This window comes from Sphingomonas caeni (genome assembly GCF_026013415.1).
GTDB lineage: Bacteria > Pseudomonadota > Alphaproteobacteria > Sphingomonadales > Sphingomonadaceae > Sphingomonas > Sphingomonas caeni.
Window position 1 is genome coordinate 516,504 of sequence record NZ_JAPDOK010000003.1, and the last position, 21,653, is coordinate 538,156.

Consider the following 21,653-nt stretch of genomic DNA (forward strand, 5'->3'; position numbering starts at 1 on the left):
GTGCCTACGCTAGCCGCGAGAACGGCGCGTTGCTACCGGATTACGGGGCCACCGTTGCGCCTGTCGGTCATGTCGATCGCGGTATCGACCATGCAATTGTCGACGAAATCGTTGAGCAGCACGATCAGGTGATTCCGCGGCAGCCGGGTGAGGTTACGGCGCAGCCAGGGATTGGTGATATTGTCCGCGTCCGGCTTGGTCCCGAGCAGGGGCGAGCTCGCGTCGCTCCTCGTGAAGATCGCCGGGCCGAGGACACCCGTCGCACCGGTTGCGGTCAGCTGCATCTGCATCACGACATAGTCCATTCCCGCGGGCATCTCCCGCTGGATGCGCTCGAAGGCGTAGATGATGTTGTCGGGGTGCACCGAGGCGTATCCGCCGTTGTAGCTATCATATTTGCGCGTCTCGCCTTCGATCTGGTTGAGGAAGATCAGCCGCGTCTTGCTCCTGATCAGCTCGTCATAGCTGCGGTCGAGATCCGCCCGGGTGCCGTCCTTGATGTCCCGAACGCCGGTCTTCTCGCGCGCCGCCTGCAGGTCGTTCCTCAGGTCGGCGGCGCTCGGCTCCATCGCCTCGGCCGAAAAGCCCTGGGTGTTGGCGCTGACCACCACGATCTCGCGGTCGTTGTGCGCCAGCCACTTCAGCACCTCCTCGAGAAACTCGATATAGGGGCAGCCGGGGATCATCCCGTGCTGGTGGTAGCGCACGTTCGGGGTGAAGGCCCGGAGCGCGGGATGCATGATGCCGGGGCGGAAATCGAAATAGCGGATGCCGATATCGAGCTGGGTGCGGATATCGTCCTTCTGGGTCATTGCGAGATTGGCGAGCGCGCGTGCGATCATCTTGTTGCCGCCGAGGGCGAGGATGATCGGGCCGAGGATCGGAACGACCTGAATCGTGCCGATCAGGGCTTTCGAGAGCGCGGCGCTGCTCAGGATCTTCCTGACCGCGCGCATGTCGAACATGCCCGCATCGTGCGACCCGGGCAGCACCCAGCGGGAGAAGGGAGCGGTCGCGGTCTGCCGGTTGTGACCGGTGAGCCGCTCCATCCAGCGCCGATGGGGCTGGGTGACGTAGACATAGAGCCGGTGCTGGTTGCGGAGCCCGTGCTGGGTCGAGCCGGCATCGAATAGGCCCCAGCTGACGTCGAGATAGGGACCGAGCATCGGCGGCGTGTTGAACATGTTGCTCATCGGGCCGCCCTGAAGATTGCCGGTATAGGAGCTGATGTCCTCGTGCTTCCGGAATATCTCGACGAACTCCCTGCCGTTGTTGCGGTGGACGATGAATTCGAGTCTGCCGGTATAGTTGGTGAAACCGGGAATATTCTTCGACGAAATCTGCAGGTTGCCCGGATTGTCCGGCCGGAAGTTCTGTTTGTTCGTGTACTTGATCGCGGGCGCGTGCACGTCGATGCGACGGCCCCATTGATCCGAATATAACCAGAAATCCACGCCCTTGGCGACCACGGAGCATCCTTTCAACGTCGGAAATCGTTTCGTGGACGATATTGTATCGATGTTGAAGAATAGGGAATGCAGGAACGAAGTTTACTATCGGATAGGGAAGTTTTGTTCGCTTGAGGACCGTGGGCCAGTCAAGCCGTTGCTAGAACGTTCCCCTCGCCCTAGAGTGGCCAGGCGGGAGTGGTAACGTGGCAGACAAAGCAGAACCGACAGGCGAACTCCGGGCCGAAGGGCTGGCCGCTGCGGCGGCGGCCGCGACGGGCACTGCGCCGCCCGCCGAGCCGGCCGCGCCCGAGATTACCGAGAATATGGGCGACGGCCAGCGCCGCGACCGGCTGATGGCGTCGCTCACCCTGATGGCGGGGATCGGGCTGCTGCTCGCACTGCCGTTCGCACTGAGGGCCGGGAGCGAGTTCTTCCTGCCGCTGACCGCCGCGATCGTCATCGCCATCGCGCTGGTGCCGCTGCTCGAATGGCTCGAGCGGCACCGCGTGCCCGCCGGGCTCGCCGCCTTCACCTGCGTGCTGATCTTCCTGACGGCCGCCAATGTCGCGCTCGCCTCGATCGTGGTGCCGGCCTGGGCCTGGGTGCGCGAGCTGCCCGACAAGGTCGATGATATCCAGCACAACCTCGCGCCGTTGATCGATTTCTATTCGAGCCTCGAGCAATGGGTGAACAAGACGCTGCGCAACTTCGCTTCGGGCCCGATCCAGCAGCCCGCGCAGCAGGCCGCGCCGCCGCCGACCTCGCTGATCGACCTGTTCACCACCTCGGCGCCGTCGGCGCTGATCGAGATGTTCTTCGCGATCCTCGTCATCTATTTCTTCCTGTCCGGCTGGACGCGGCTGCGCCGCCGCGCGATCACCAGCCGCTCGAGCTTCGGCGGGGCGATGGCGACCGCGCGGGTGATCCAGGACGTGGTCGACGATACCTCGGCCTATCTGGGCACGATCACGCTGATCAACCTGACCCTCGGCCTGATCGTCGCCGGCGCGCTGTGGCTGATGGGGATGCCGACGCCATTGATGTGGGGCGGCCTCGTCGCGCTGCTCAACTACATCCCCTATTTCGGACCGGTGATGGCGGCGATCCTGCTCGCGCTTGGCGGGCTGATGAGCTTCGACGAGCTGGGCTGGGCGCTCGCCCCGGCGGTGATCATGATCGGTGCGCATCTGCTCGAGGCCAATCTGGTCACCCCGCTGATCGTCGGTCACCGCCTGACGATCAGCCCGATCATGATCCTGATCTCGCTGAGCTTCTGGGGGTGGGTGTGGGGGACCACCGGCGCGCTGCTCGCGGTGCCGCTGCTGATCATCATCCAGACGGTGGTGAACGCCGCGGGCAAGCCCGATATCGCCGGTTTCCTGTTCGAACACGGCACGCTGGTGGGCGAGCGCGAGGGCGGGCGGTTCCGGCGTTTCGGCAGCCGGGACCAATCCGGTTGACAGGGGTATGAGGCGCGGCTAGTGGCCGCCTCCTCGCTGGTTCAAGCGGGTGTAGCTCAGTTGGTTAGAGCGCCGGCCTGTCACGCCGGAGGTCGCGGGTTCGAGCCCCGTCACTCGCGCCATCGATGATCCCCGGATCGTCCGAATTTCACGGTAAGCCGTTGAACATGGCGCTTCTCGGCGCGTTTTTCTCCCGTCCGCGTCCCCGCGGGCGAGCGAGAGGATTTGCATCATGGAAAGCGATACCAAGGCACCCGAGCGGCTGATCGCGTCGGATCGGGTCGAGGGCACCGCGGTGTACAACAAGGAAGACGAGCGGCTCGGCTCGATCGAACGCTTCATGGTCGACAAGGCGTCGGGCCAGGTCGAATATGCGGTGATGGGGTTTGGCGGGCTGTTCGGGCTGGCGACGCGGCACTATCCGCTGCCGTGGAACGCGCTGACCTATGACACCAATCGCGGCGGCTATATCGTGAACCTCAGCCGCGACCAGCTTGCCGAGGCTCCGAGCTACGATCCGGAGGCGGAGACGCCGACCTATGACCGCAGCTATGGCGAGCGGATCTACGGCTATTACGGCTTTACCTATCTGTGATCAGGCCAAAGAACTAAGGCTTCCAACGCCCGGTCTCCATCCATTGGAGCAACGGCTTGAGCGGCGCGATCCAGGCCACGCCCGCGACGAGATAGATCGGCAGCTGCACGAGCACGGGCAGCGCGCCGATCTGTTTCGAGAAGCTGGCGATCAGGAAGACCCAGAGACATGCCGTCGCGACGATGGTGAGCGCGCCGACGGGCTTGCGCCAGCTGGGCTTCACGCTTCCTGATGGCATAGCATTCCCTCTTCGGTGATCACCGCCTGGAGCGGCACGTCCCAGATGTCGGTGGGGACGGCGGGGACTTGCTGGACCGACCAGGCGACCCCTACGCGCCACGCATCGGGATAGCGAGCAAAGGCGCGGTCATAATGTGCGGCGCCTTGTCCCAGGCGGTTGAGGCGGGCGTCGAAGCCGATCAGCGGGGTGAGGATGGTATCGGGCGCGGCCTCCTGCTGGCCGCCGGGCTGGCTGAGCCCGAACGGGCCGGCCACCAGCGGATCGCCAGGCTCCCAGAGCAGGAAGCGGATCGGGCTCGCGCGGTCGCTGACATGGGGGAGGGCGAGGCGGCAGCCGCGCTCGACGGCTGCTGCGGCCAGCAGCGCCGGGTCGGCCTCGCTGCCTACGGGCACATAAGAGGCGACCACGCTGCCGGGCACGAGCCGTTCCACGAACTCGGGCGGCGCCAGGATCGCGCTGCCGCCCACGCTGGTGAAACGGTCGCGCTCGGCGCGGATGCGCGCCCTGAGGGTGAGTTTATCGGGAATCATGCGTGACGGAGCGGGTGGCGGGACCGCCGTGGCCGTTTGCCAGAATATCCTCTGACGCCGGTAACGTCAGGTGGGGACCATGTGCGACAGACCAGGATCTGCACAGGGACAGCCCCCATGGATGATGAATCGCCTCAGGGATAATCGCTAAGGCTCGTACCGGGCAGTGCCCGCCGACCCCTATGTAGGCGGTCGCGGCGCTTTCCTCAAGGCCGGTGGGGCGCAATTCGAGGCCGAACAACAATCCGTTACCCCGGGCCGAAGTGCCGGGGGCACGGCAGGTGGGTCAGGCGCTCGCCCCGTCTTCCTCGAGGACCGCGGCAACCGCTTCGAGGCGATCGGCGATATTGTCGAGCAGCACCGGCGAAACGCCTGCCGAGGGGTTGCGCTCGGCCTCGTCGAGCAGGTCGGCGAGGATGAGGGTGAGATAGACGAGCGTCCGATCGTGGCTGATCCCGCCCGAGGCACGCTGAGCGGTGGCGGCGTGGCGGACGAGGAGCGATTCGAGTCGTTTGAGATGTGGCTCTTCGCCGTCGCGGCAAGCCACCGTGTAGTCGCGGCCGGCGACATTGAGCGTGACTTCGGCCATCAGCCTGCGTCCACGGTTTCGCGCGCGATCAGCGTGTCGAGCGAGGCGACCGCGTCCTGGATCTTCTCGCGCAGGGCTTCGTGGCGATGGGTGAGTCGCTCGGTGGCATAGGCGCGCGCGGCGGCGGCTGCCTCGATACGGGCAAGCGCGGCCTCGATGCGGTCTTTTGGGTCGGCCATGGCTAGCGATTAAGCATGGCGGGCCCATGCGGCAAGCGGCTTTCGGCGGGTAAAGTCGCGCTTCGGTTGACGCGTGGCGCCGCCGGTCCCTAAGGGGTCCGCGCCACCATCCGGGGACGCCACCAGTGACCGCATCCTTCACCGATTGCGCCAATGCCATCCGCGCGCTTGCGATGGACGCCGTGGAGGCCGCCAATTCGGGGCATCCCGGCATGCCGATGGGGATGGCCGATGTCGCGACGGTGCTGTTCCAGGATTATCTGAAATACGATCCCGCCGACCCCAAATGGCCCGACCGCGACCGGTTCGTGCTTTCGGCCGGCCATGGCTCGATGCTGCTCTACAGCCTGCTGCACCTGACCGGCTATGCGCGGCCGACGCTCGACGACATCAAGACCTTCCGCCAGGTCGGCAGCCCGTGCGCCGGACATCCGGAGAATTTCGAGCTTCCGGGCGTCGAATGCACCACCGGGCCGCTGGGGCAGGGGCTCGCGATGGCGGTGGGGATGGCGATCGCCGAGCGGCATCTGAACGCCTCGTTCGGCGACGCGCTGGTCGATCACCGCACCTGGGTGGTCGCGGGCGACGGATGCCTGATGGAGGGGATCAATCACGAGGCGATCGGGATCGCCGGGCATCTGAAGCTCGGGCGGCTGATCGTGCTGTGGGACGACAACAAGATCACCATCGACGGGCCGGTCTCGCTCTCGTCGAGCGAGGATATTCCGGCGCGCTATGCCGCGACCGGCTGGCACGTCACCGAATGCGATGGGCATGATCCCGCGAGCATCGCCAGGGCGTTCGACGCGGCGATCGCCGACGGACGGCCTTCGCTGGTCCGCTGCCGGACGATCATTGGCAAGGGCGCGCCCAACTTCCAGGGCAGCTCGAAGGTGCATGGCGCGGCGCTGGGCGCGGACGAAGTCGCGGCGGCGCGGGTCAAACTGGGCTGGGACTATCCCCCGTTCGAGGTGCCGGGCGATATCCGCGAGGCTTGGCTGGCGGCGGGCAGAAATCGCGCCGAACCTCATGCCGCGTGGCAGCAGCGGCTCGCAGCCGATTCGAATGGCGCCGAATTCTCGCGCCGGATGGCGGGCGATCTGCCCGCGGGCTTCAGTCTCGACGCCCATATCGCCGCGCTGATCGCCGAGCCGAAGAAGATCGCGACCCGCGTCGCAAGCCAACTGGCGCTCGACGTGATCAATGCCGCTGTGCCCGAAACGGTCGGCGGTTCGGCCGATCTCACGCCCTCGAACAACACGCTGACCAAGGGCCTGACCGATTTGGTCGGCACTGATTATGGCGCACGCTACGTTCGCTACGGCATCCGCGAGTTCGGCATGGCGGCGGCGATGAATGGACTGGCGCTGCACGGCGGCGTGATTCCCTATGGCGGCACCTTCCTCGTCTTTTCGGACTATGCGCGCCCCGCGATCCGGCTCTCGGCGCTCCAGCACGCGCGCGTCGTCTATGTGATGACGCACGATTCGATCGGTTTGGGCGAGGATGGGCCGACCCACCAGCCGGTCGAGCATGTGATGTCGCTGCGGCTGATCCCGAACCTTGAAGTCTGGCGCCCGTGCGATGCGGTCGAGACCGCCGAGGCCTGGGGCGAATCGCTCAAGCGCGCCGATGGCCCCTCGTTGCTCGCGCTCAGCCGCCAGAACCTGCCGCAACTCAGCAGCGGGGGCGCGGCCAGGGGCGGCTATCGCCTTGCCGCGGCGGGCGCGGCGCGCAAGGTGGTGCTGATCGCCTCGGGCTCCGAGGTCGAGATCGCGGTCGCGGTGCGCGATGCCCTTGAAGCCGAAGGCGTGGGTGCCGATGTCGTGTCCATGCCGTGCTGGTCGCGCTTCGATGCGCAGGACGCCGCCTATCGCCGCGACCTGCTCCCCGAAGGCGCGCTCCGCGTCTCGATCGAGGCGGGCGTAACCACGGGTTGGGAGCGCTACACCGGAATCGACGGCCTCAATTTCGGGCTCAACCGCTTCGGCGCCTCCGGGCCGGCGCCCAAGCTGTTTGAGCATTTCGGACTTACCGCTGCGGCAATCGCGCCGCAGATCCTTGAACGACTGAAGGACTGAGAGACATGACCAAGGTTGCGATCAACGGTTTCGGACGCATCGGCCGGCTGGTGGCGCGCGCGATCCTCGAGCGGCCGGATAGCGGGCTCGAGCTGGTCACGATCAACGATCTGGCGGACGCCAAGTCGAACGCATGGCTGTTCAGCCGCGACTCGGTCCATGGGAAATATCCGGGCACCGTCTCGGCCGATGGCGACGATCTGGTCGTCGACGGCAAGCGCATCAAGGTGACCAAGGAGCGCGATCCCGCCAACCTGCCGCATGCCGCAAACGGGGTGGAACTGGTGCTCGAATGCACCGGCTTCTTCACCGACCGCGCGAGCTGCGAGAAGCATATCGCGGCGGGGGCGAAAAAGGTGCTGATCTCGGCCCCGGGCAAGAATGTCGACCTGACCGTCGTCTATGGGGTCAACCACGACAAGCTCGAGGCGGGGCACACGATCGTCTCGAACGCGTCGTGCACCACCAATTGCCTGGCGCCCGTCGCCAAGGTGCTCAACGACACGGTCGGCATCGAGCGCGGGCTGATGACCACGGTCCATGCCTATACCAACGACCAGAAGATCCTCGACCAGATCCATGACGATCTGCGCCGCGCCCGCGCCGCCGCGATGAGCATGATCCCGACCACCACCGGCGCCGCGCGCGCGGTGGGCGAGGTGCTGCCCGAACTGAAGGGCCGGCTGGACGGTTCGGCGATCCGCGTCCCCGTGCCCGATGGCTCGCTGATCGACCTGACCTTCACCCCCAAGCGCGACACGACCAAGGAGGAGATCAACGCGATCCTGAAGGCCGCGTCGGAGAGCGGGCCGCTCAAGGGCGTGCTCTATTATTCGGACGAGCCCCTGGTCTCGATCGACATTGTCCACACGCCCGCATCGTCGACCATCGACAGCCTCGAGACCGCGGTGCTCGACGGCAAGCTGGTCCGCGTCGTCAGCTGGTACGACAATGAATGGGGCTTCTCGAACCGCATGGTCGACACCGCTTCGGCGATGGCGAAGCTGGGGTAATGGGCCGCCTCGCCGGCATCGCGCGCCACGCGGAACGGCGAGGGCCTATCGAGACGCTCACCAGCGTCCGGCTGAGCCCCGAGGGCGGCGTCGAGGGCGACCGCAACGGGGACAAGAACAAGCGCCAGGTCTCGTTGATCGAGGCGGGCGACTGGGCCGCGGCCACCGCGGAGGTCGGCGTCGACCTGCCATGGTGGGCGCGGCGCGCGAACCTGCTGGTCGAGGATTTCGACCTGCCGCATGGCGGCGATGTGCGCGTGCGGATCGGCGCGGAAGTGGTGATCGAGCTCAAGACCGAGATCGATCCGTGCGAGCGGATGGACGAGCTGGCGCCGGGGCTGCGGCAGGCGCTTGAACCCGATTGGCGCGGCGGGGCGGGCGGCAAGGTGATTTCAGGCGGCGTGATCGCCGTGGGCGACCCAATCAGGATTGAGCAATGACGCGAGCCTTCAAGACCCTCGACGATATGGGCGACATCGCCGGCAAGCGCGTGCTGGTCCGCGAGGATCTGAACGTGCCGATGGCCGATGGCGCGGTGACCGACGACACGCGGCTGCGCGCGGCGGTGCAGACCGTCGCCGAGCTGGCGGACCGCGGGGCGATCGTGATCGTGCTGGCACATTTCGGGCGGCCCAAGGGGATGCGCAATCCGGCGATGAGCCTGTCGCTGGTGACGCGGCCCTTCAGCCAGGTGCTGGGGCGGCAGGTCGCGTTCCTCGACGATGAGGGCGCCGGGAATGCGGTCGCGATGATGCGGCCCGGCGATATCGGCCTGCTCGAAAACACCCGCTTCGATCCCGGCGAGGAGAAGAACGCGCCCGAGACGGTCGACCGGCTCGCTTCACTCGGCGATCTCTACGTCAACGACGCCTTCTCCGCGGCGCACCGCGCGCATGCCTCGACCGAGGGACTGGCACATCGGCTTCCGGCGTTCGCCGGCCGCCAGATGGAGGCCGAACTCGACGCGCTCGACAAGGCGCTCGGCAATCCCGAGCATCCGGTCGCGGCGGTGGTCGGCGGGGCCAAGGTCTCGTCCAAGCTCGACGTGCTGCGGCACCTGGTCGAGAAGGTCGATCACCTGATCATCGGCGGCGGCATGGCCAATACCTTTCTGGCGGCACGCGGCGTCGATGTGGGCAAGAGCCTGTGCGAGCATGAGCTGACCGGTATCGCCGAGGAGATCCTCGACGCGGCGGACAAGGCCAATTGCACCGTCCACCTGCCGTACGATGTCGTGGTCGCGAAGGAATTCCGCGCCAATCCGCCGGTCCGCACGGTCAATGTCCATGAGGTCGCGCCCGACGAGATGATCCTCGATGTCGGCCCCGCCGCGACCGAGGCATTGGCGGACGTGCTCAAGACCTGCCGGACATTGGTCTGGAACGGCCCTATGGGCGCGTTCGAGACGCCGCCGTTCGACACCGCCACCGTCGCGCTCGCCAAGACAGCGGCCGCGCTCACCAAGGAAGGCTCGCTGGTCTCGGTCGCCGGGGGCGGGGACACCGTCGCCGCGCTCAACCAGGCCGGGGTCGCGGACGATTTCAGCTTCGTCTCGACCGCGGGTGGTGCGTTCCTCGAATGGATGGAAGGCAAGGCGCTGCCCGGCGTTGCTGCGCTGCAGCAATAATCGCTGGACTTTCGTTTCGCCTCCGCCTAGTGGCGCCGTCGCGTTGAACCTCCTTTCGTAGGGGCTCGTGAGACCCCGCGGGCGCGGCCGGCTCTGCCGTCCCGTGTTCCAGGAAATAGACGCCCTAGGGAATGTAGCTCAGTTGGATAGAGCACCCGGGTGACCGGGGTGTCGGCGGTTCAATTCCGTCCATTTCGCCAACGCTCAATGGTTGAGCAGCAGACTGGTAATCTGCCGGCGCGCAAGCGTCTTCGTGGGTTCGAATCCCACACTGGCCTGTCAAGCCAGTGCCCGTGGAAGGCACTCCAAATCGGGGAGGCCGGCGGGGCGTTCACGCCGAAGGCGAGGCGCTTTGCGCGAAGCCCGAGGCAACCGGTGCCCGGCTCTGTGCCGGCGAGGATACCTGCAGGCGCGCGCGGGTCGCGCGGCGTTCGTACCGGGAGCGGGTCCGCCCGCTCGTCCGCGCGGGCGCCAGAAGGCCCCGGCGACTGCCTCAATCGCCAGCCCGCACGCGCATCGGGGAACGCCCCCCGGCCGACCTATTCCACTCCATCGTCATCCCGGCGAAAGCCGGGACCCAGGGTAACGGGCCATGCCGCTCGTGGCTCTGGGTCCCGGCTTTCGCCGGGATGACGGAAGTGTTTTGACGCCCTCCGGACATCAAGATTTGCACATTTCTCTATATACTGCACTGCAGCAAAATAAAGGTTGCAATCGTTACTTTCCCGGCCTAACCGCGCCCTCCCGCACCGGCATGGGGCCGTTGCGCGTGAGAAGAGGAGGACCGGCCATGACGTTCGTTATTGCCGAAAACCAGCGCGGTCTCCTCATTCAGGATGGCCGCATCATCGATGTTCTGGGTCCGGGTCGTCACCGGATCTCGAACTGGCTCGGACGCAAGAGCGTGGAACTGGTCGACGCCGTCGGCCTGTTCACCTCGCCCTGGGCCGAGATCATGGAGAAGCGCCATCCGGAACTCGCGGAGGCGAATTTCGTGACCGTGCGCCCGAACGAGGGCGAGGTCGCGGTCGTGTGGCTCGGTGCGCGTCCGGCATGGATCGTGCGGCCGGGGCAGGCGATCCATGTGTGGAAGGTGCTCGACGAGGTACGGGTCGATACGTTCGACGTCCTCGATCGCCCGCGGCTCGACAAGCGCGAGCTGGTGGCGTTCGAAAAGGCGGCGACGATCGGTTCGCTCGGCGCCGGTCCGATCGCGATCGTCTCGGTCGGCGAGGCCGAGGCGGGGCTGGTGTTCTTCGACGGCGAGCTCGTCGAGACGCTGGGCCCGGGGCGTTACGGCTATTGGCAGGTCGGCCGCAAGGTCACCGCCAAGATGCTCGATACGCGTCCGATCCCGGTCGAGATCACCGCGCAGGAGATCCTGACCAAGGACCGTGTGTCGCTGCGCGTCACGCTCACCACCTTCGTGCAGGTCACGGACGTGCGTGTCGCGGCGCTCTCGACCCCGGACTATCAGGGTCACGTGTACAAGCTCGTCCAGTTCGCGGTCCGCGAGGCCGTGGGCGGGCGGACGCTCGACGAACTGCTCAACGACCGCGAGTCGGTCGATGCGCAGATCGTCCGGCATGTGCGCGAGCAGCTTGGCGATATCGGGATTCGGGTGACCGAACTCGGCGTCAAGGACGTGATCCTGCCGGGCGATATGCGCGAGCTGATCAACCGGGTGGTCGAGGCGGAGAAGGTCGCGCAGGCGAACCTGATCCGCCGGCGCGAGGAGACCGCGGCGACGCGGAGCCTGCTCAACACGGCGAAGCTGATGGAGGATAACCCCACGCTGCTTCGCCTGAAGGAGCTCGAAGCGCTCGAGCGCGTGACCGAGAAGATCGGCCGCATCGACGTCCAGACGGGCGATCGGGGTCTCACCGGGATCCTCGACCAGCTCGTGACCCTCAAGCCGCGGGACTGAGGTCCCGCACCGATGGGGAGGGGTGGCGCAAGCCGCTCCTCCCTTGTCGCGCGTTGTCAGGCTTCCGCACCGCAGCATGGCTGGCTAGGGCCACCCCAACGCAGCGAATCAGGGAAGCCCCATGTCTATCACGCCCGCCGTCAAAGCCATTCTCGCCAATTACGAGTCCGACAATCCGGGCGTGAAGGCGAACCTTGCGCGCATCCTGATGCAGGGGCGGCTGGGCGGCACCGGCAAGTTGATCATCCTGCCCGTGGACCAGGGCTTCGAGCATGGCCCGGCGCGCAGCTTCGCGGTCAATCCGCCGGCCTATGACCCGCATTATCATTTCCAGATCGCGATCGATGCGGGCCTTTCCGCCTATGCCGCGCCGCTCGGGATGATCGAGGCGGGGGCGGGGACCTTTGCCGGGCAGATCCCGACGATCCTCAAGTGCAATTCGTCCAATAGCTGGGCCACGGGGGCCAACCAGGCGATTACCGGCGGGGTCGACGACGCGCTGCGGCTCGGCTGCTCGGCGATCGGCTTCACCATCTATCCGGGCAGCGACGACTGTTTCGACATGATGGAGGAGATCAAGGAGCTCAGCGCCCAGGCCAAGTCGGTCGGCATCGCTACGGTGCTCTGGTCCTATCCGCGCGGCGGCGCGCTGCCCAAATCGGGTGAGCTTGCGCTCGATGTCGGCGCCTATGCCGCGCACATGGCGGCGTTGCTCGGCGCGCATATCATCAAGGTGAAGCTGCCCAGCGACCATATCGAGCAGAAGGACGCGCAAAAGGCGTACGAAGGCACCGACTGGTCGAACCAGTCGGACCGGGTGGCGCATGTCGTCAAGTCGTGCTTCAACGGGCGCCGGATCGTCGTCTTTTCGGGCGGCGCGGCGAAGGGCGAGGATGCGGTGTTCCAGGACGCGCGCGACATTCGTGACGGCGGCGGCAACGGCTCGATCATCGGGCGCAACACTTTCCAGCGCTCGCGCGAGGATGCGCTGGCGATGCTCGACCGGCTGGTGCGGATTTACAAAGGCGAGGAATGAGGGCGGCCGCGCTCGCCTTGGCGCTGATCGCCGGTGGGGGCTGTTCGCCGGCGCGCGACATGCCGCTCAACGCAATCGCGGACGAGGCGGCCACCGGAAACCCCGAGGGGATCGTCTCCGCCGTGTCGCGGCTGAAGCAGAGCGGCACGCGCGATGCCGAGACGCTGCAGGACGCGCTCGGCCGCGCGATGCAGGTCGCGCCGGATCGCGTCCTCCCGCTGGTCGGAACCTCCGAAGCGCTGGCGCCGCGCCATATCTGCCTGCCGCTGCTCGACCCGATGGCGCCGCCGCATTGGGCCAAGGAACAGATCGAAGCCTCACGCAAGGCGATCGAGGGCGTGCGCGATCCGTCGCTAGCGAAGCCGCGAGAGGCGTGCCTGGCCGAGGTCAACAGCGCGGCCACCGCGCTCGATCGCGGCGAAGAGGAATGATCGGCCGCCGTGCGTTGCTAGGCGGGGTGGCGCTGGCGGTGCTGGGCGCGGGTGCAGCGAGGAGCATGGGCGTGGAAGACGAGATCGACAGCTATGGTTTCATCGGCAAGGTCCGCTGTCATCCCGGCAAGCGCGCGGCGCTGGCCGCGGTGCTCAACAGCGACGCGGGCGCGATGCCCGGCTGCATCCTCTACCTCATCGCCGAGGACCTGAAGGAGGCCGATGTGCTGTGGATCACCGAGATCTGGGAGAGCAAAAGCGCGCACGACCAGTCGCTCGAACTGCCCGGGGTCAAGGCGGCGAACGCCAAGGGGCGGCCGCTGATCAAGGCGTTCGAGATGGCGGTCGAGACCCGCCCGGTGCTCCAGCAGAGCCAGAACGGCGCATGAGTGGGGACTGGAAAGCGGTCGACGACTATATCGCCGGCAATCTGCTCGGCGACGATCCCGCGCTCGAAGCGGCGCTGGCGGCGAACAAGGCGGGCGGGCTGCCGCCGATCGATGTGTCGGCGACGCAGGGGAAGATGCTCCATCTCCTCGCGCGGATGATGGGGGCGCGGCGTATCCTCGAAGTGGGGACGCTGGGCGGCTATTCGACGATTTGGCTGGCGCGGGCGCTGCCCAGGGATGGGCGGCTGGTGACGCTCGAGCTGGTGCCGCACCATGCTGAGGTGGCGCGGGCGAACCTGGCGAATGCGGGCGTGGCGGATCGCTGCGAGGTGCGCGTCGGGCCGGCGATCGACAGCCTCGCGGCGCTCAGGGCCGAGGGCGCCGAGCCGTTCGACCTCGTCTTCATCGACGCCGACAAGCCCGGCAACGTCGCCTATGTCCGCGCCGCGCTCGAACTGGCGCGGCCAGGCACCGCGATCATCGTCGACAATGTCGTGCGCGAGGGCGGCATCCTCGATCCCGCCAGCACCGATGCCGCGGTGATCGGCACCCAGCGGCTGTTCGAGATGCTGGCGGATGAGCCCCGGCTCGATGCCACCGCGATCCAGACCGTGGGCGCCAAGAAATGGGACGGGTTCGTGCTGGCGCTGGTGCGCTAGAGCCCGCCGCTGAACGTGAACATGAAGCGATAGGACCGTGGGCTGAGCTTCCGGCCCTGGAGCTTGCCGGGCAAGGCCTCGCGAAGCGTGAGCGCCCCGTCCGCGACATGCACCGGGGTGCCGAGCGTCAGGTCCATCCGCCGCTTGCCGCGCCCGGTACCGACCTCGACGCGGACCACGAGCCGGCCGGACCAGACGCAGGTGACGTCGCTGGGGCACCGGCTGTCCTCGATCACCGCGATCGGGCGGACGGTGGGCCCGCCGACGCGCACCGTCTGGCCGATCCGGGCGACGCCTTCGGGGCGAGTCTGGGCGGCGGTACCCGTCGTTACACAGGCAGCGAGCAGGAAGGGCAGACAGAGGAGGATGCGTATCTTCATGCGGCCAGCCTATCCGATGGCGATGAGTCGCGAATGAACGAACCTCATTCCTCGCCGAGCACGTCCCCCAGCCGATCGAGGCGCGTTTCCCAAAGCTCGCGGCAATGCGCGATCCACTGGGCGATCGTGATCAGCCCCGCCGCCTCGATACGGCAGACGCGGGTGCGGCCGTGCTTCTCGCTCGCGACCAGGCCACAGCTTTCGAGCAGCCGCAGATGCTGGCCGACCGCGGTCACGGTGATGCCGAGCGGCTCGGCGAGGCGCGAAACGGAGAGGGGACCCCGCGCGAGCCGCTCGACAATGGCGCGCCGGCTGGGATCGCCGAGCGCATGAAAGACGCGATCAATCGGCGGGGAGATCGCAGGCGCGGCGGCCATCACTCTGCGAGCGTCCGGCCGAGGCTGTCGAGCAGCGCGTTCCAGCCCATCTCGCGGATCTGCGGCCCGTCCGACCCCTCGAAGAACGCCCCCTGGAAGGTGCAGACCAGCCGGGTTTCCTCGCCCTGCGGCACGATCTCCATCGTCACCAGCGAAGAGGAGATGCAGGCATCCATCATCCACATGCTGCTCGTGGTCACCACGCGGCGGCCCGGCACGATAGTCTCGAACCGGCCTTCGCTGGCGAGCACCATGCCCTTGATCGGGCTGTCGCCGACGAAGCGGTATTTGAGCCGCTCGGCCCCGCCGATGCGGAAATCGGACTCATAGTCGAGCACGTCCTGATGCGCGCCGCCCGCGAACCAGCGGCGCTTCTTGTCGGGATCGGCCAGCGCGGCGAACACCGCGTCGGCGGGACGGGGATAGGTGCGTTCGAGCGTGAAGCTGCTGTGGACGGCGGGTTCGGTCATCGTGCGACTCCAATAGTGAAGTGATTGCTTGAGTATCGAGTTGCGCGAGATAGTCAAGTGATCACTTCACTATTGCGCGCGGACGCTTGACCCGGGCGCGCGTGCGGCGGATGGGGCAGGGATGACCGAAGATGACGGCCTGCCCCCGCTCGCCCCCGATTTCGCCGATCAGTTCCGCCGCGACGACCGGCGGCCGCCGTGTCAGCTCTATCTGATCTCGCCGCTGGAAGTGGGCGGGAGCTTCCCCGACCGGCTCAGGCGCGCGCTGGGGGTCGGGCCGGCGGCGGCGTTCCAGTTCCGCGTGAAGGGTATTGATCAGCACGAGGCTGCCCGGCTCGCCGAACCGCTCCAGCGCATCTGCGCCGATCATGACGTCGCCTTCATCGTCAACGACAGCGCGGCGCTGGCCAAGAGGCTGGGCGCGGACGGGGTGCATCTGGGACAAGGCGATGGCGATCCGCGCGAGGCGCGGGCGTTGCTCGGACCTTCGGCGCAGATCGGCGTGACCTGCCACGACAGCCGCCACCTCGCGATGGAAGCGGGGGAGGCGGGGGCCGATTACGTCGCGTTCGGCGCCTTCTATCCGACCGGCACCAAGGAAGTGCGCCACCGTCCCGAGCCGGTGATCCTCGCCTGGTGGTCGACCATGTTCGAGCTGCCCTGCGTCGCGATCGGGGGGATCACGCCGGCGAATGCCGCGCCGCTGGTGGTGGCGGGCGCCGATTTCCTCGCGGTGAGCAACGCCGTGTGGGGCGGGGATGAGGAAGCGGCAGTGAAGGCATTCGCGGGCGTGCTCGCTCAATAGCCCCAAACGCCCCGGCATGACGGGAGACGGACCCAAGCCCGACCTCCCTCGTTCTCCTGATGTGGGTTCCACCACAGGAGATTGAAAGCGTGCGGAAATTCCTCGGATCACTGGCTTGTCTCATTCTTCTGTCGTCCGGGCCCGTTGCGGCGGGCGTCGATGGAACCAATACGCGGAAGCCGCTGCCAGTGGTCGATATGGAGGTTCTCCAGATCCAGGTGATCCTCGATCATCTGGGCTTTTCGCCGGGCGTGCTCGACGGGCGGCGCGGGCAATCGCTGACCGCGGCGCTGCGGGGCTTCCAGACCTCGCGCGGGCTCAAGGTCACGGGCAAGGACGATGCCGAAACGCTTGAGGCGCTCAAGCCCTATCGCGGGCTGCGTGCCACGCGGAACCTGTATCTGACGCCCGATGCGCTGAGCGGGCCCTTCGTCCATCCGATGCCCAAGGATCCGGCGGAGCAGGGCAAGCTCGTGTCGCTCGGCTATCGCGGGCCGCTCGAGAAGCTCGCCGAGATGTTCCACACCACGCCTGCGGTGCTGCGCGCGCTCAACGATCCCAAGGCGCTGCTGCAGCCCGGCACGGTGCTGGTCTTTCCCAATGCGCTGCCTACCTCGCGCGCCTATCCGGCCGAGTTCGACCCCGATTGGCGCAAGACGCTGAACGATCTCAACGTCGATGCGGTGCAGCCGATCGGCGCTAAGATCGTCGTCGATCGATCGGAAAAGGTGCTCAAGGTCTATGATGCCGAGGACCGCCTCGTCGCGCAGTTCAGCGCCACCATGGGATCGCGCCACGATCCGCTGCCGATCGGGCGTTGGAAAATCCAGGGCGCGGATTACAATCCCCGCTTCCACTACAATCCGGAGCTGTTCTGGGACGTCAGCGACCGCAAGGCCAAGGTGCAGCTTCCGCCCGGACCCAATGGCCCGGTCGGGGTGGTGTGGCTCGATCTCAACAAGCCGCATTACGGCATCCATGGCACTCCGGAGCCGCAGACGATCGGCCGCGCCGAGAGCCATGGCTGCATCCGCCTCGCCAATTGGGATGCGGCGCGGCTGGCGCTGATGGTCAAGCCCGGCACGCCCGCGGTCTTCCAGGAATGAGGCGATGAGGCTGCGCACCGTGGCCGGGGTGGCGATGCTGGCGATGATCGGCTTCTTCGCCTCGCTGGTGCGGGTCGTGCCCGCGCAGGAGGCGCCGCCCGAGGGCCTGCCGCCGACCGCGGAGCGCGCGCTCACGACGATCTCGCATCCGCATGGACAGCAGCAGGAAGGCGCGCCGGTGGCTCCGGGCGAGCATCCGCTGCTCACCGTTCCCGTCCTCGGCGTGCCGCGCTCGAAAATCACCGACACCTGGGGGCAGGCGCGCGACAATGGCCTCAGGCCCCATCACGGGACCGATATCATGGCCCCCGGCGGCACGCCCGTCGTGGCCGCGGCGCCGGGCACGGTCGAGAAGCTCTTCTATTCGAACGGCGGGGGCGGGATCACGCTCTATGTCCGCTCGCCCGACCGGCGGTGGAGCTATTATTACGCCCATCTCCAGGGCTATGCGCCCGGCCTGGTCGAGGGGATGAGCGTCAAGGCCGGCGACCCGCTGGGCTTTGTCGGCGACACCGGCAACGCCGGCACCGGCAATTTCCACCTCCATTTCGGCCTCTCCCGGATGAAGCCCAGCGACCGCTGGTGGGAGGGCGAGCCGGTCAATGCCTATCCGCTGCTTCACGGCACCTGAGGCCAGTCTTAATCCGTCATCCCGGCGAAAGCCGGGACCCAGGGTCAAGAGCGGTGCCGCCTGTGGCTCTGGGTACCGGCTTTCGCCGGGATGACACGGTTGGGGGGGTGCTTGCGGGGATGGCGAGGCACCGCTAAGGGCCGCACTCGCTCTTTCTCAAGCTCTATAGGTCTCGGTCATGAAGATCAGCGGCGTGGACATCCGTCCCGGCAACATCATCGAATATGAAGGCGGCATCTGGCGTGCGGTGAAGATCCAGCACACCCAGCCCGGCAAGGGCGGCGCCTATATGCAGGTCGAAATGAAGAATTTGCGCGACGGGCGGAAGAACAATGTCCGCTTCCGCAGCGCCGAGACGGTCGAGCGCGTCCGCCTCGACACCAAGGATTTCCAGTTCCTCTACCCGGAAGGCGACAGCCTCGTCTTCATGGACAAGGAGACCTATGATCAGGTGACGCTGCCGCGCGACCTGCTCGGCGACGCCGCGGCCTTCCTGCAGGACGGGATGGACGTGGTGATGGAGCTTTACGACGAGGAAGCGATCAGCGTGCAGCTGCCCGACACGATCGAAGCGACGATCGTCGAGGCCGATGCCGTGGTGAAGGGCCAGACGGCCTCGTCGAGCTACAAGCCGGCCCTGCTCGAAAATGGCGTGCGCGTGATGGTGCCCCCGCATATCCAGGCGGGCACGCGCATCGTGGTCGATGTGTACGAACAAGCCTATGTGAAGCGGGCGGACTGACCCGGAAATGGTTTCGCATTCCGGCCTTCTCACCGTCATGGAGCGCGCCGCGCGCAAGGCCGCACCGCGCCTGCGCCGCGACTTCAACGAGGTCCAGCACCTCCAGGTGAGCCGCAAGGGCCCCGCCGACTTCGTGTCGATGGCCGACAAGCGCGCCGAGGACACGCTGATCGAGGAGCTGCAAAAGGCGCGGCCCGATTGGGGCTTCCTCGTCGAGGAGCGCGGGATCATCGAAGGCGACCCCTCGAAACCCCGCTGGATCATCGATCCGCTCGACGGCACCAGCAACTTCCTCCACGGCATCCCGCATTTCGCCATGTCGATCGCGGTCGAGGATCCGTTCGGCAGCCAGGGCAAGCCCGAGATCATCAGCGGGCTGGTCTATCAGCCGCTGACCGACGAGAGCTTCTGGGCGGAAAAGGGCCGCGGCGCATGGCTGCAGGACCAGCGCCTGCGCGTCTCGGCGCGGCGCGACCTCGACGAGGCGCTGATTGCGACGGGCATCCCGTTCCTCGGCCATGGCGATTTCGCGCAGTGGAGCCGCATCTTCGGCGCGGTCGCGCCCGAAGTGGCGGGCATCCGCCGGCTCGGCGCAGCGTGCCTCGATCTCGCCTGGGTCGCGGCGGGACGGTTCGACGGCTTCTGGGAATCGAACCTCAAGCCGTGGGATGTCGCGGCGGGAATGATCCTGATCAAGGAAGCGGGCGGCTTCGTCACCGATTTCAGGGGCGGAGACCGTCCGATGGAACGCAGCGAGTTCCTTGCCGCCAATGACGCGCTCCATTCGAAGCTGCACAAGCTGGTGGCGGGCGCGCTGCGCTGAGCTTGCGCCGTGCGCGGCTTTCCCTATCCTTCGCGCGGGGCAGGAGAGTCACGATGAAACGATGGATGGCGATCGCAGCCGCCTTGCTGCTGGCGATGCCGGGCGCGGCGATGGCGCAGGATTGGCAGTTTTCCGCCGCCAATCCCGACAAGGAATGTTTTGCGATGACCTTTCGCGGCAAGATCGCGATCGGCATCCAGGCGCCCAATGGCGACAATGCGGGCGGGATCATGGTGCTCGTGCCGCCCGCGCTGGTTCCGGCATCGGGAGATGCGTTCATCACCATCGACGCGCCGGGCAAGCTGGCGGGCGAGCATCGGGCGAAGATGGACGAGGATAGCCGGCTCAACGTCTTCTTCATGCGCGTCGAGGAGCTCGAGGACTTCGATACGCTGCCGGACCGCTGGCGCGTGTCGCTGACCCGGGGCGGGCAGCAACTGGTCGATACCGAGATCACCGGATACCGCGCGGCACTGGCGAATGTGCAGCGCTGCACGGCGGCGCGCTAACGCAGCGTAGAACTCATCTTCGCGACATTGGCGGAGCCGCTATTCTGGCGGATCAGCAAGAGATTGGGCGTGACCGGCAGGTCGCGCCGGGCGATCAGCACCGATCCGGTGCCGATGCCGAACCGTGCGAGGCTGACGGTATAGCCGCCCGCATTCACCGCGCGATCGAGCACCACGCTGTGCGGATAGGCGGGCTCGTCCTTCTCGGCGACCGAGGCGATGCCGGCCGCGCCCATGCGGTCGAGCACGCCGCGCGCGGCCGCGGGATTGGGCGCGGTCAGCACATAGTCGCGGCCCATGAAGTCGCTGGTCGACAGCCACTGCGAGGCGCGGCTGATCCAGAGCCGCTTAGCGCCGTTATCGGCAAAGGCCGCCTCGGCAATCAGCGCGCCTTCGCCGCCCGCCCGGCCATCGACGAGCCACAGCCCGCCCTCGCGCGCCATCGCCCGGGCGAGCGCCGGCGCGCCGATATCGGGCTTGGGCTCGAGCGCCCCCAGGCCGAGCAGCGCGGGGACCAGGGCCAGCGCCCCCATCGCGCCGCCGGCGATCCGCTGGGCCCGGCCCGCGCGCCACAGGGTGACGATGCCGAGCCCGGCGAGGATCACCAGCCAGGGAAGGAGCGGAGTGACGTAGCGCGGCTCGAGCGCGGCCGGGACGATCGACTGGAAGAGCAGGGTGGCTACCACCACGGCGATGGCGAGGCGCGCGATCCGGCTTTCCCCGGGCCGTAGCGCGCCGAAGGCCGAAGCCGCGCCTACGCCTGCGAGCCCGAGTCCGCCGATACCGAGATTGGCGTAGATCGCCTGTGCGTTCGCGGAGATCGCCAGCCCCGCATAGTTCAGCCCCGGCGCATAGTTGAACCCGCCCGCCGAGATCTTGAACGACAGCCAATACCAGGGCGCGACAACCGCGAAGGTGGCGAGCGCCGCCACCCAGAGCGCGCGGAGCCTGAGCAGCCGCCAGCGCTGGGTCAGCGCGATATCGAGCGCGGGCACCAGCGCGATCAGCGCGCCATTGCCCTTTACCAGCGGACAGGCGGCGGCGAAGGCCGCGAAGATCAGCATCCGCGCCCAGCCCGGCTGGTCCGAAGCGCGCGCCCAGGCGATCGCCGCGAGCGCGACGACCAGGGCCACCGGCTGATCGAGCAGCAGATAGCGCCCGCCATCGATCACGAGCGGAAGCAGGATGTAGAGTCCTGCCAATCCCAGCCCGAGCCGCAAGCGGCCCATCCGGTTGAACGCCCAGACGATCGCCCCTGAGGGCAATCCGGCGACGAAAGCGGAAAGGAGAAGCGCCCCGAACGGCGAGGGGCGGAACACGGCGAACCACGGCGCCTCGATCAGATACCAGCCCGGCGGCCAATGCCCGATCGAGAGGCGTGGAAAATGCGCGTAATAATCCTGGGCGAACGCCATTGGGGCGGGAAAGCCCGCGCGGATCCAGTCGCCCAGGAACAGCGCGTTGACATAGTGCCCGCCCTCATCGGGATTGATCAGGCTGTGGGAGAGTCCGCCGGTCGCGAGCGCGATCAGCAGCGCGGCGAGGCCGAAGCCGGCGGCTGCGGTGACCGGCACAGGAAAAAGAGCGCGCCCAGGCATAGGC

The 21,653-nt window shown here is 67.2% G+C and carries 26 protein-coding genes and 3 tRNA genes; 20 read left to right on the plus strand and 9 right to left on the minus strand.

Annotation, left to right across the window (positions count from 1 at the left end):
• Window positions 1–32: 32 nt before the first annotated feature.
• Window positions 33–1,469: a PI-PLC domain-containing protein gene (locus OF829_RS11090; RefSeq protein ID WP_264940079.1), complete on the minus strand. Its 1,437-nt coding sequence runs from the start codon at window positions 1,467–1,469 to the stop codon at window positions 33–35.
• Window positions 1,470–1,774: 305 nt separating this feature from the next.
• Between OF829_RS11090 and OF829_RS11095 the strand changes: the two genes are divergently transcribed.
• The 3 genes from OF829_RS11095 (at window position 1,775) to OF829_RS11105 (ending at window position 3,506) form a co-directional block, all read left to right on the plus strand.
• A complete protein-coding gene (locus OF829_RS11095) occupies window positions 1,775–2,911 on the plus strand; it encodes an AI-2E family transporter (RefSeq protein WP_264940192.1) in 1,137 nt (378 codons plus the stop codon).
• 45 nt (window positions 2,912–2,956) lie between these two features.
• A tRNA-Asp gene (locus tag OF829_RS11100) sits at window positions 2,957–3,033 on the plus strand.
• Window positions 3,034–3,143: 110 nt separating this feature from the next.
• Window positions 3,144–3,506, plus strand: a complete 363-nt coding sequence (locus OF829_RS11105; RefSeq protein WP_264940080.1) for a PRC-barrel domain-containing protein — start codon at window positions 3,144–3,146, stop codon at window positions 3,504–3,506.
• A 13-nt stretch (window positions 3,507–3,519) separates the two neighbouring features.
• Here OF829_RS11105 and OF829_RS11110 read toward each other — a convergent pair whose 3' ends face one another.
• The 4 genes from OF829_RS11110 to OF829_RS11125 form a co-directional block, all read right to left on the minus strand.
• Entirely contained in the window at window positions 3,520–3,729 is a 210-nt protein-coding gene (locus tag OF829_RS11110) for a DUF2842 domain-containing protein (RefSeq protein WP_264940081.1), read from the minus strand.
• Window positions 3,726–4,277, minus strand: coding sequence for a 5-formyltetrahydrofolate cyclo-ligase (locus tag OF829_RS11115; RefSeq protein ID WP_264940082.1), 552 nt, complete (start codon window positions 4,275–4,277; stop codon window positions 3,726–3,728). The genes OF829_RS11110 and OF829_RS11115 overlap by 4 nt, the downstream gene beginning before the upstream one ends.
• Before the next feature lie 286 nt (window positions 4,278–4,563).
• On the minus strand, window positions 4,564–4,866 hold the full coding sequence (locus OF829_RS11120) for a cell division protein ZapA (protein ID WP_264940083.1): 303 nt from the start codon (window positions 4,864–4,866) through the stop codon (window positions 4,564–4,566).
• Complete coding sequence (locus OF829_RS11125; protein WP_264940084.1) at window positions 4,866–5,045, minus strand: hypothetical protein; 180 nt, start codon at window positions 5,043–5,045, stop codon at window positions 4,866–4,868. The genes OF829_RS11120 and OF829_RS11125 overlap by 1 nt, the downstream gene beginning before the upstream one ends.
• A gap of 125 nt (window positions 5,046–5,170) precedes the next feature.
• On the opposite strand from OF829_RS11125, the gene tkt reads away from it, so the two are divergent.
• The 11 genes from tkt (at window position 5,171) to OF829_RS11180 (ending at window position 14,208) form a co-directional block, all read left to right on the plus strand.
• Entirely contained in the window at window positions 5,171–7,126 is a 1,956-nt protein-coding gene (tkt, locus tag OF829_RS11130; RefSeq protein WP_264940086.1) for a transketolase, read from the plus strand.
• 5 nt (window positions 7,127–7,131) lie between these two features.
• Window positions 7,132–8,139: a type I glyceraldehyde-3-phosphate dehydrogenase gene (gene gap, locus OF829_RS11135; protein ID WP_264940087.1), complete on the plus strand. Its 1,008-nt coding sequence runs from the start codon at window positions 7,132–7,134 to the stop codon at window positions 8,137–8,139.
• Entirely contained in the window at window positions 8,139–8,579 is a 441-nt protein-coding gene (locus OF829_RS11140; protein WP_264940088.1) for an MOSC domain-containing protein, read from the plus strand. Before gap ends, OF829_RS11140 begins: the two co-directional genes overlap by 1 nt.
• Window positions 8,576–9,766 (plus strand): phosphoglycerate kinase, encoded by a 1,191-nt coding sequence (locus tag OF829_RS11145; protein ID WP_264940089.1) that lies wholly within the window; start codon window positions 8,576–8,578, stop codon window positions 9,764–9,766. The genes OF829_RS11140 and OF829_RS11145 overlap by 4 nt, the downstream gene beginning before the upstream one ends.
• 127 nt (window positions 9,767–9,893) lie before the next feature.
• Window positions 9,894–9,966, plus strand: a tRNA-OTHER gene (locus tag OF829_RS11150).
• A 1-nt stretch (window position 9,967) separates the two neighbouring features.
• Window positions 9,968–10,041, plus strand: a tRNA-Thr gene (locus tag OF829_RS11155).
• A 515-nt stretch (window positions 10,042–10,556) separates the two neighbouring features.
• Window positions 10,557–11,693, plus strand: coding sequence for a slipin family protein (locus OF829_RS11160; protein WP_264940090.1), 1,137 nt, complete (start codon window positions 10,557–10,559; stop codon window positions 11,691–11,693).
• Between the two features lie 121 nt (window positions 11,694–11,814).
• On the plus strand, window positions 11,815–12,729 hold the full coding sequence (locus tag OF829_RS11165; protein ID WP_264940091.1) for a class I fructose-bisphosphate aldolase: 915 nt from the start codon (window positions 11,815–11,817) through the stop codon (window positions 12,727–12,729).
• Window positions 12,726–13,160 (plus strand): hypothetical protein, encoded by a 435-nt coding sequence (locus OF829_RS11170; RefSeq protein ID WP_264940092.1) that lies wholly within the window; start codon window positions 12,726–12,728, stop codon window positions 13,158–13,160. Before OF829_RS11165 ends, OF829_RS11170 begins: the two co-directional genes overlap by 4 nt.
• Window positions 13,157–13,549, plus strand: coding sequence for a putative quinol monooxygenase (locus OF829_RS11175; RefSeq protein ID WP_264940093.1), 393 nt, complete (start codon window positions 13,157–13,159; stop codon window positions 13,547–13,549). The genes OF829_RS11170 and OF829_RS11175 overlap by 4 nt, the downstream gene beginning before the upstream one ends.
• Window positions 13,546–14,208, plus strand: a complete 663-nt coding sequence (locus OF829_RS11180; RefSeq protein ID WP_264940094.1) for an O-methyltransferase — start codon at window positions 13,546–13,548, stop codon at window positions 14,206–14,208. Before OF829_RS11175 ends, OF829_RS11180 begins: the two co-directional genes overlap by 4 nt.
• On the opposite strand, the gene OF829_RS11185 is transcribed toward OF829_RS11180, so the two are convergent.
• Genes OF829_RS11185 through OF829_RS11195 form a run of 3 tightly spaced genes read right to left on the minus strand, consistent with a single transcriptional unit; the run spans window position 14,205 to window position 15,435 of the window.
• Window positions 14,205–14,588, minus strand: coding sequence for a hypothetical protein (locus OF829_RS11185; protein WP_264940095.1), 384 nt, complete (start codon window positions 14,586–14,588; stop codon window positions 14,205–14,207). The two genes, OF829_RS11180 and OF829_RS11185, sit on opposite strands and share 4 nt — an antisense overlap.
• 44 nt (window positions 14,589–14,632) lie before the next feature.
• Window positions 14,633–14,965, minus strand: a complete 333-nt coding sequence (locus tag OF829_RS11190; protein ID WP_264940096.1) for an ArsR/SmtB family transcription factor — start codon at window positions 14,963–14,965, stop codon at window positions 14,633–14,635.
• Window positions 14,965–15,435 carry an SRPBCC domain-containing protein gene (locus tag OF829_RS11195; RefSeq protein WP_264940098.1) on the minus strand — a complete coding sequence of 157 codons (471 nt, stop codon included), beginning with the start codon at window positions 15,433–15,435 and terminating at the stop codon, window positions 14,965–14,967. The genes OF829_RS11190 and OF829_RS11195 overlap by 1 nt, the downstream gene beginning before the upstream one ends.
• A gap of 121 nt (window positions 15,436–15,556) precedes the next feature.
• Here OF829_RS11195 and thiE point away from each other — a divergent pair, with 121 nt between their 5' ends.
• The 6 genes from thiE (at window position 15,557) to OF829_RS11225 (ending at window position 20,051) form a co-directional block, all read left to right on the plus strand.
• A complete protein-coding gene (gene thiE, locus OF829_RS11200; protein ID WP_264940100.1) occupies window positions 15,557–16,240 on the plus strand; it encodes a thiamine phosphate synthase in 684 nt (227 codons plus the stop codon).
• Window positions 16,241–16,437: 197 nt separating this feature from the next.
• Window positions 16,438–17,346, plus strand: a complete 909-nt coding sequence (locus OF829_RS11205; RefSeq protein WP_264940101.1) for a L,D-transpeptidase family protein — start codon at window positions 16,438–16,440, stop codon at window positions 17,344–17,346.
• A gap of 4 nt (window positions 17,347–17,350) precedes the next feature.
• Complete coding sequence (locus OF829_RS11210; RefSeq protein ID WP_264940102.1) at window positions 17,351–17,977, plus strand: M23 family metallopeptidase; 627 nt, start codon at window positions 17,351–17,353, stop codon at window positions 17,975–17,977.
• 178 nt (window positions 17,978–18,155) lie between these two features.
• On the plus strand, window positions 18,156–18,719 hold the full coding sequence (gene efp, locus OF829_RS11215; RefSeq protein ID WP_264940103.1) for an elongation factor P: 564 nt from the start codon (window positions 18,156–18,158) through the stop codon (window positions 18,717–18,719).
• A gap of 7 nt (window positions 18,720–18,726) precedes the next feature.
• Window positions 18,727–19,542, plus strand: a complete 816-nt coding sequence (locus OF829_RS11220; protein ID WP_264940104.1) for an inositol monophosphatase family protein — start codon at window positions 18,727–18,729, stop codon at window positions 19,540–19,542.
• Between the two features lie 53 nt (window positions 19,543–19,595).
• Complete coding sequence (locus OF829_RS11225) at window positions 19,596–20,051, plus strand: hypothetical protein (protein ID WP_264940105.1); 456 nt, start codon at window positions 19,596–19,598, stop codon at window positions 20,049–20,051.
• Here OF829_RS11225 and OF829_RS11230 read toward each other — a convergent pair.
• Window positions 20,048–21,625 (minus strand): glycosyltransferase family 39 protein, encoded by a 1,578-nt coding sequence (locus OF829_RS11230; protein ID WP_264940106.1) that lies wholly within the window; start codon window positions 21,623–21,625, stop codon window positions 20,048–20,050. The genes OF829_RS11225 and OF829_RS11230 overlap by 4 nt on opposite strands.
• Between the last annotated feature and the right edge of the window lie 28 nt (window positions 21,626–21,653).

Bases quoted from the DNA above. Each gene is read 5' to 3' on its own strand.
- OF829_RS11095 (WP_264940192.1), top strand. From the start codon at position 1,775: ATGGGCGACGGCCAGCGCCGCGACCGGCTGATGGCGTCGCTCACCCTG.
- OF829_RS11105 (WP_264940080.1), top strand. From the start codon at position 3,144: ATGGAAAGCGATACCAAGGCACCCGAGCGGCTGATCGCGTCGGATCGG.
- OF829_RS11115 (WP_264940082.1), bottom strand. From the start codon at position 4,277: ATGATTCCCGATAAACTCACCCTCAGGGCGCGCATCCGCGCCGAGCGC.
- OF829_RS11120 (WP_264940083.1), bottom strand. From the start codon at position 4,866: ATGGCCGAAGTCACGCTCAATGTCGCCGGCCGCGACTACACGGTGGCT.
- OF829_RS11125 (WP_264940084.1), bottom strand. From the start codon at position 5,045: ATGGCCGACCCAAAAGACCGCATCGAGGCCGCGCTTGCCCGTATCGAG.
- gap (WP_264940087.1), top strand. From the start codon at position 7,132: ATGACCAAGGTTGCGATCAACGGTTTCGGACGCATCGGCCGGCTGGTG.
- OF829_RS11140 (WP_264940088.1), top strand. From the start codon at position 8,139: ATGGGCCGCCTCGCCGGCATCGCGCGCCACGCGGAACGGCGAGGGCCT.
- OF829_RS11145 (WP_264940089.1), top strand. From the start codon at position 8,576: ATGACGCGAGCCTTCAAGACCCTCGACGATATGGGCGACATCGCCGGC.
- OF829_RS11160 (WP_264940090.1), top strand. From the start codon at position 10,557: ATGACGTTCGTTATTGCCGAAAACCAGCGCGGTCTCCTCATTCAGGAT.
- OF829_RS11165 (WP_264940091.1), top strand. From the start codon at position 11,815: ATGTCTATCACGCCCGCCGTCAAAGCCATTCTCGCCAATTACGAGTCC.
- OF829_RS11170 (WP_264940092.1), top strand. From the start codon at position 12,726: ATGAGGGCGGCCGCGCTCGCCTTGGCGCTGATCGCCGGTGGGGGCTGT.
- OF829_RS11175 (WP_264940093.1), top strand. From the start codon at position 13,157: ATGATCGGCCGCCGTGCGTTGCTAGGCGGGGTGGCGCTGGCGGTGCTG.
- OF829_RS11180 (WP_264940094.1), top strand. From the start codon at position 13,546: ATGAGTGGGGACTGGAAAGCGGTCGACGACTATATCGCCGGCAATCTG.
- OF829_RS11185 (WP_264940095.1), bottom strand. From the start codon at position 14,588: ATGAAGATACGCATCCTCCTCTGTCTGCCCTTCCTGCTCGCTGCCTGT.
- OF829_RS11190 (WP_264940096.1), bottom strand. From the start codon at position 14,965: ATGGCCGCCGCGCCTGCGATCTCCCCGCCGATTGATCGCGTCTTTCAT.
- OF829_RS11195 (WP_264940098.1), bottom strand. From the start codon at position 15,435: ATGACCGAACCCGCCGTCCACAGCAGCTTCACGCTCGAACGCACCTAT.
- thiE (WP_264940100.1), top strand. From the start codon at position 15,557: ATGACCGAAGATGACGGCCTGCCCCCGCTCGCCCCCGATTTCGCCGAT.
- OF829_RS11205 (WP_264940101.1), top strand. From the start codon at position 16,438: ATGGAGGTTCTCCAGATCCAGGTGATCCTCGATCATCTGGGCTTTTCG.
- OF829_RS11210 (WP_264940102.1), top strand. From the start codon at position 17,351: ATGAGGCTGCGCACCGTGGCCGGGGTGGCGATGCTGGCGATGATCGGC.
- efp (WP_264940103.1), top strand. From the start codon at position 18,156: ATGAAGATCAGCGGCGTGGACATCCGTCCCGGCAACATCATCGAATAT.
- OF829_RS11220 (WP_264940104.1), top strand. From the start codon at position 18,727: ATGGTTTCGCATTCCGGCCTTCTCACCGTCATGGAGCGCGCCGCGCGC.
- OF829_RS11225 (WP_264940105.1), top strand. From the start codon at position 19,596: ATGAAACGATGGATGGCGATCGCAGCCGCCTTGCTGCTGGCGATGCCG.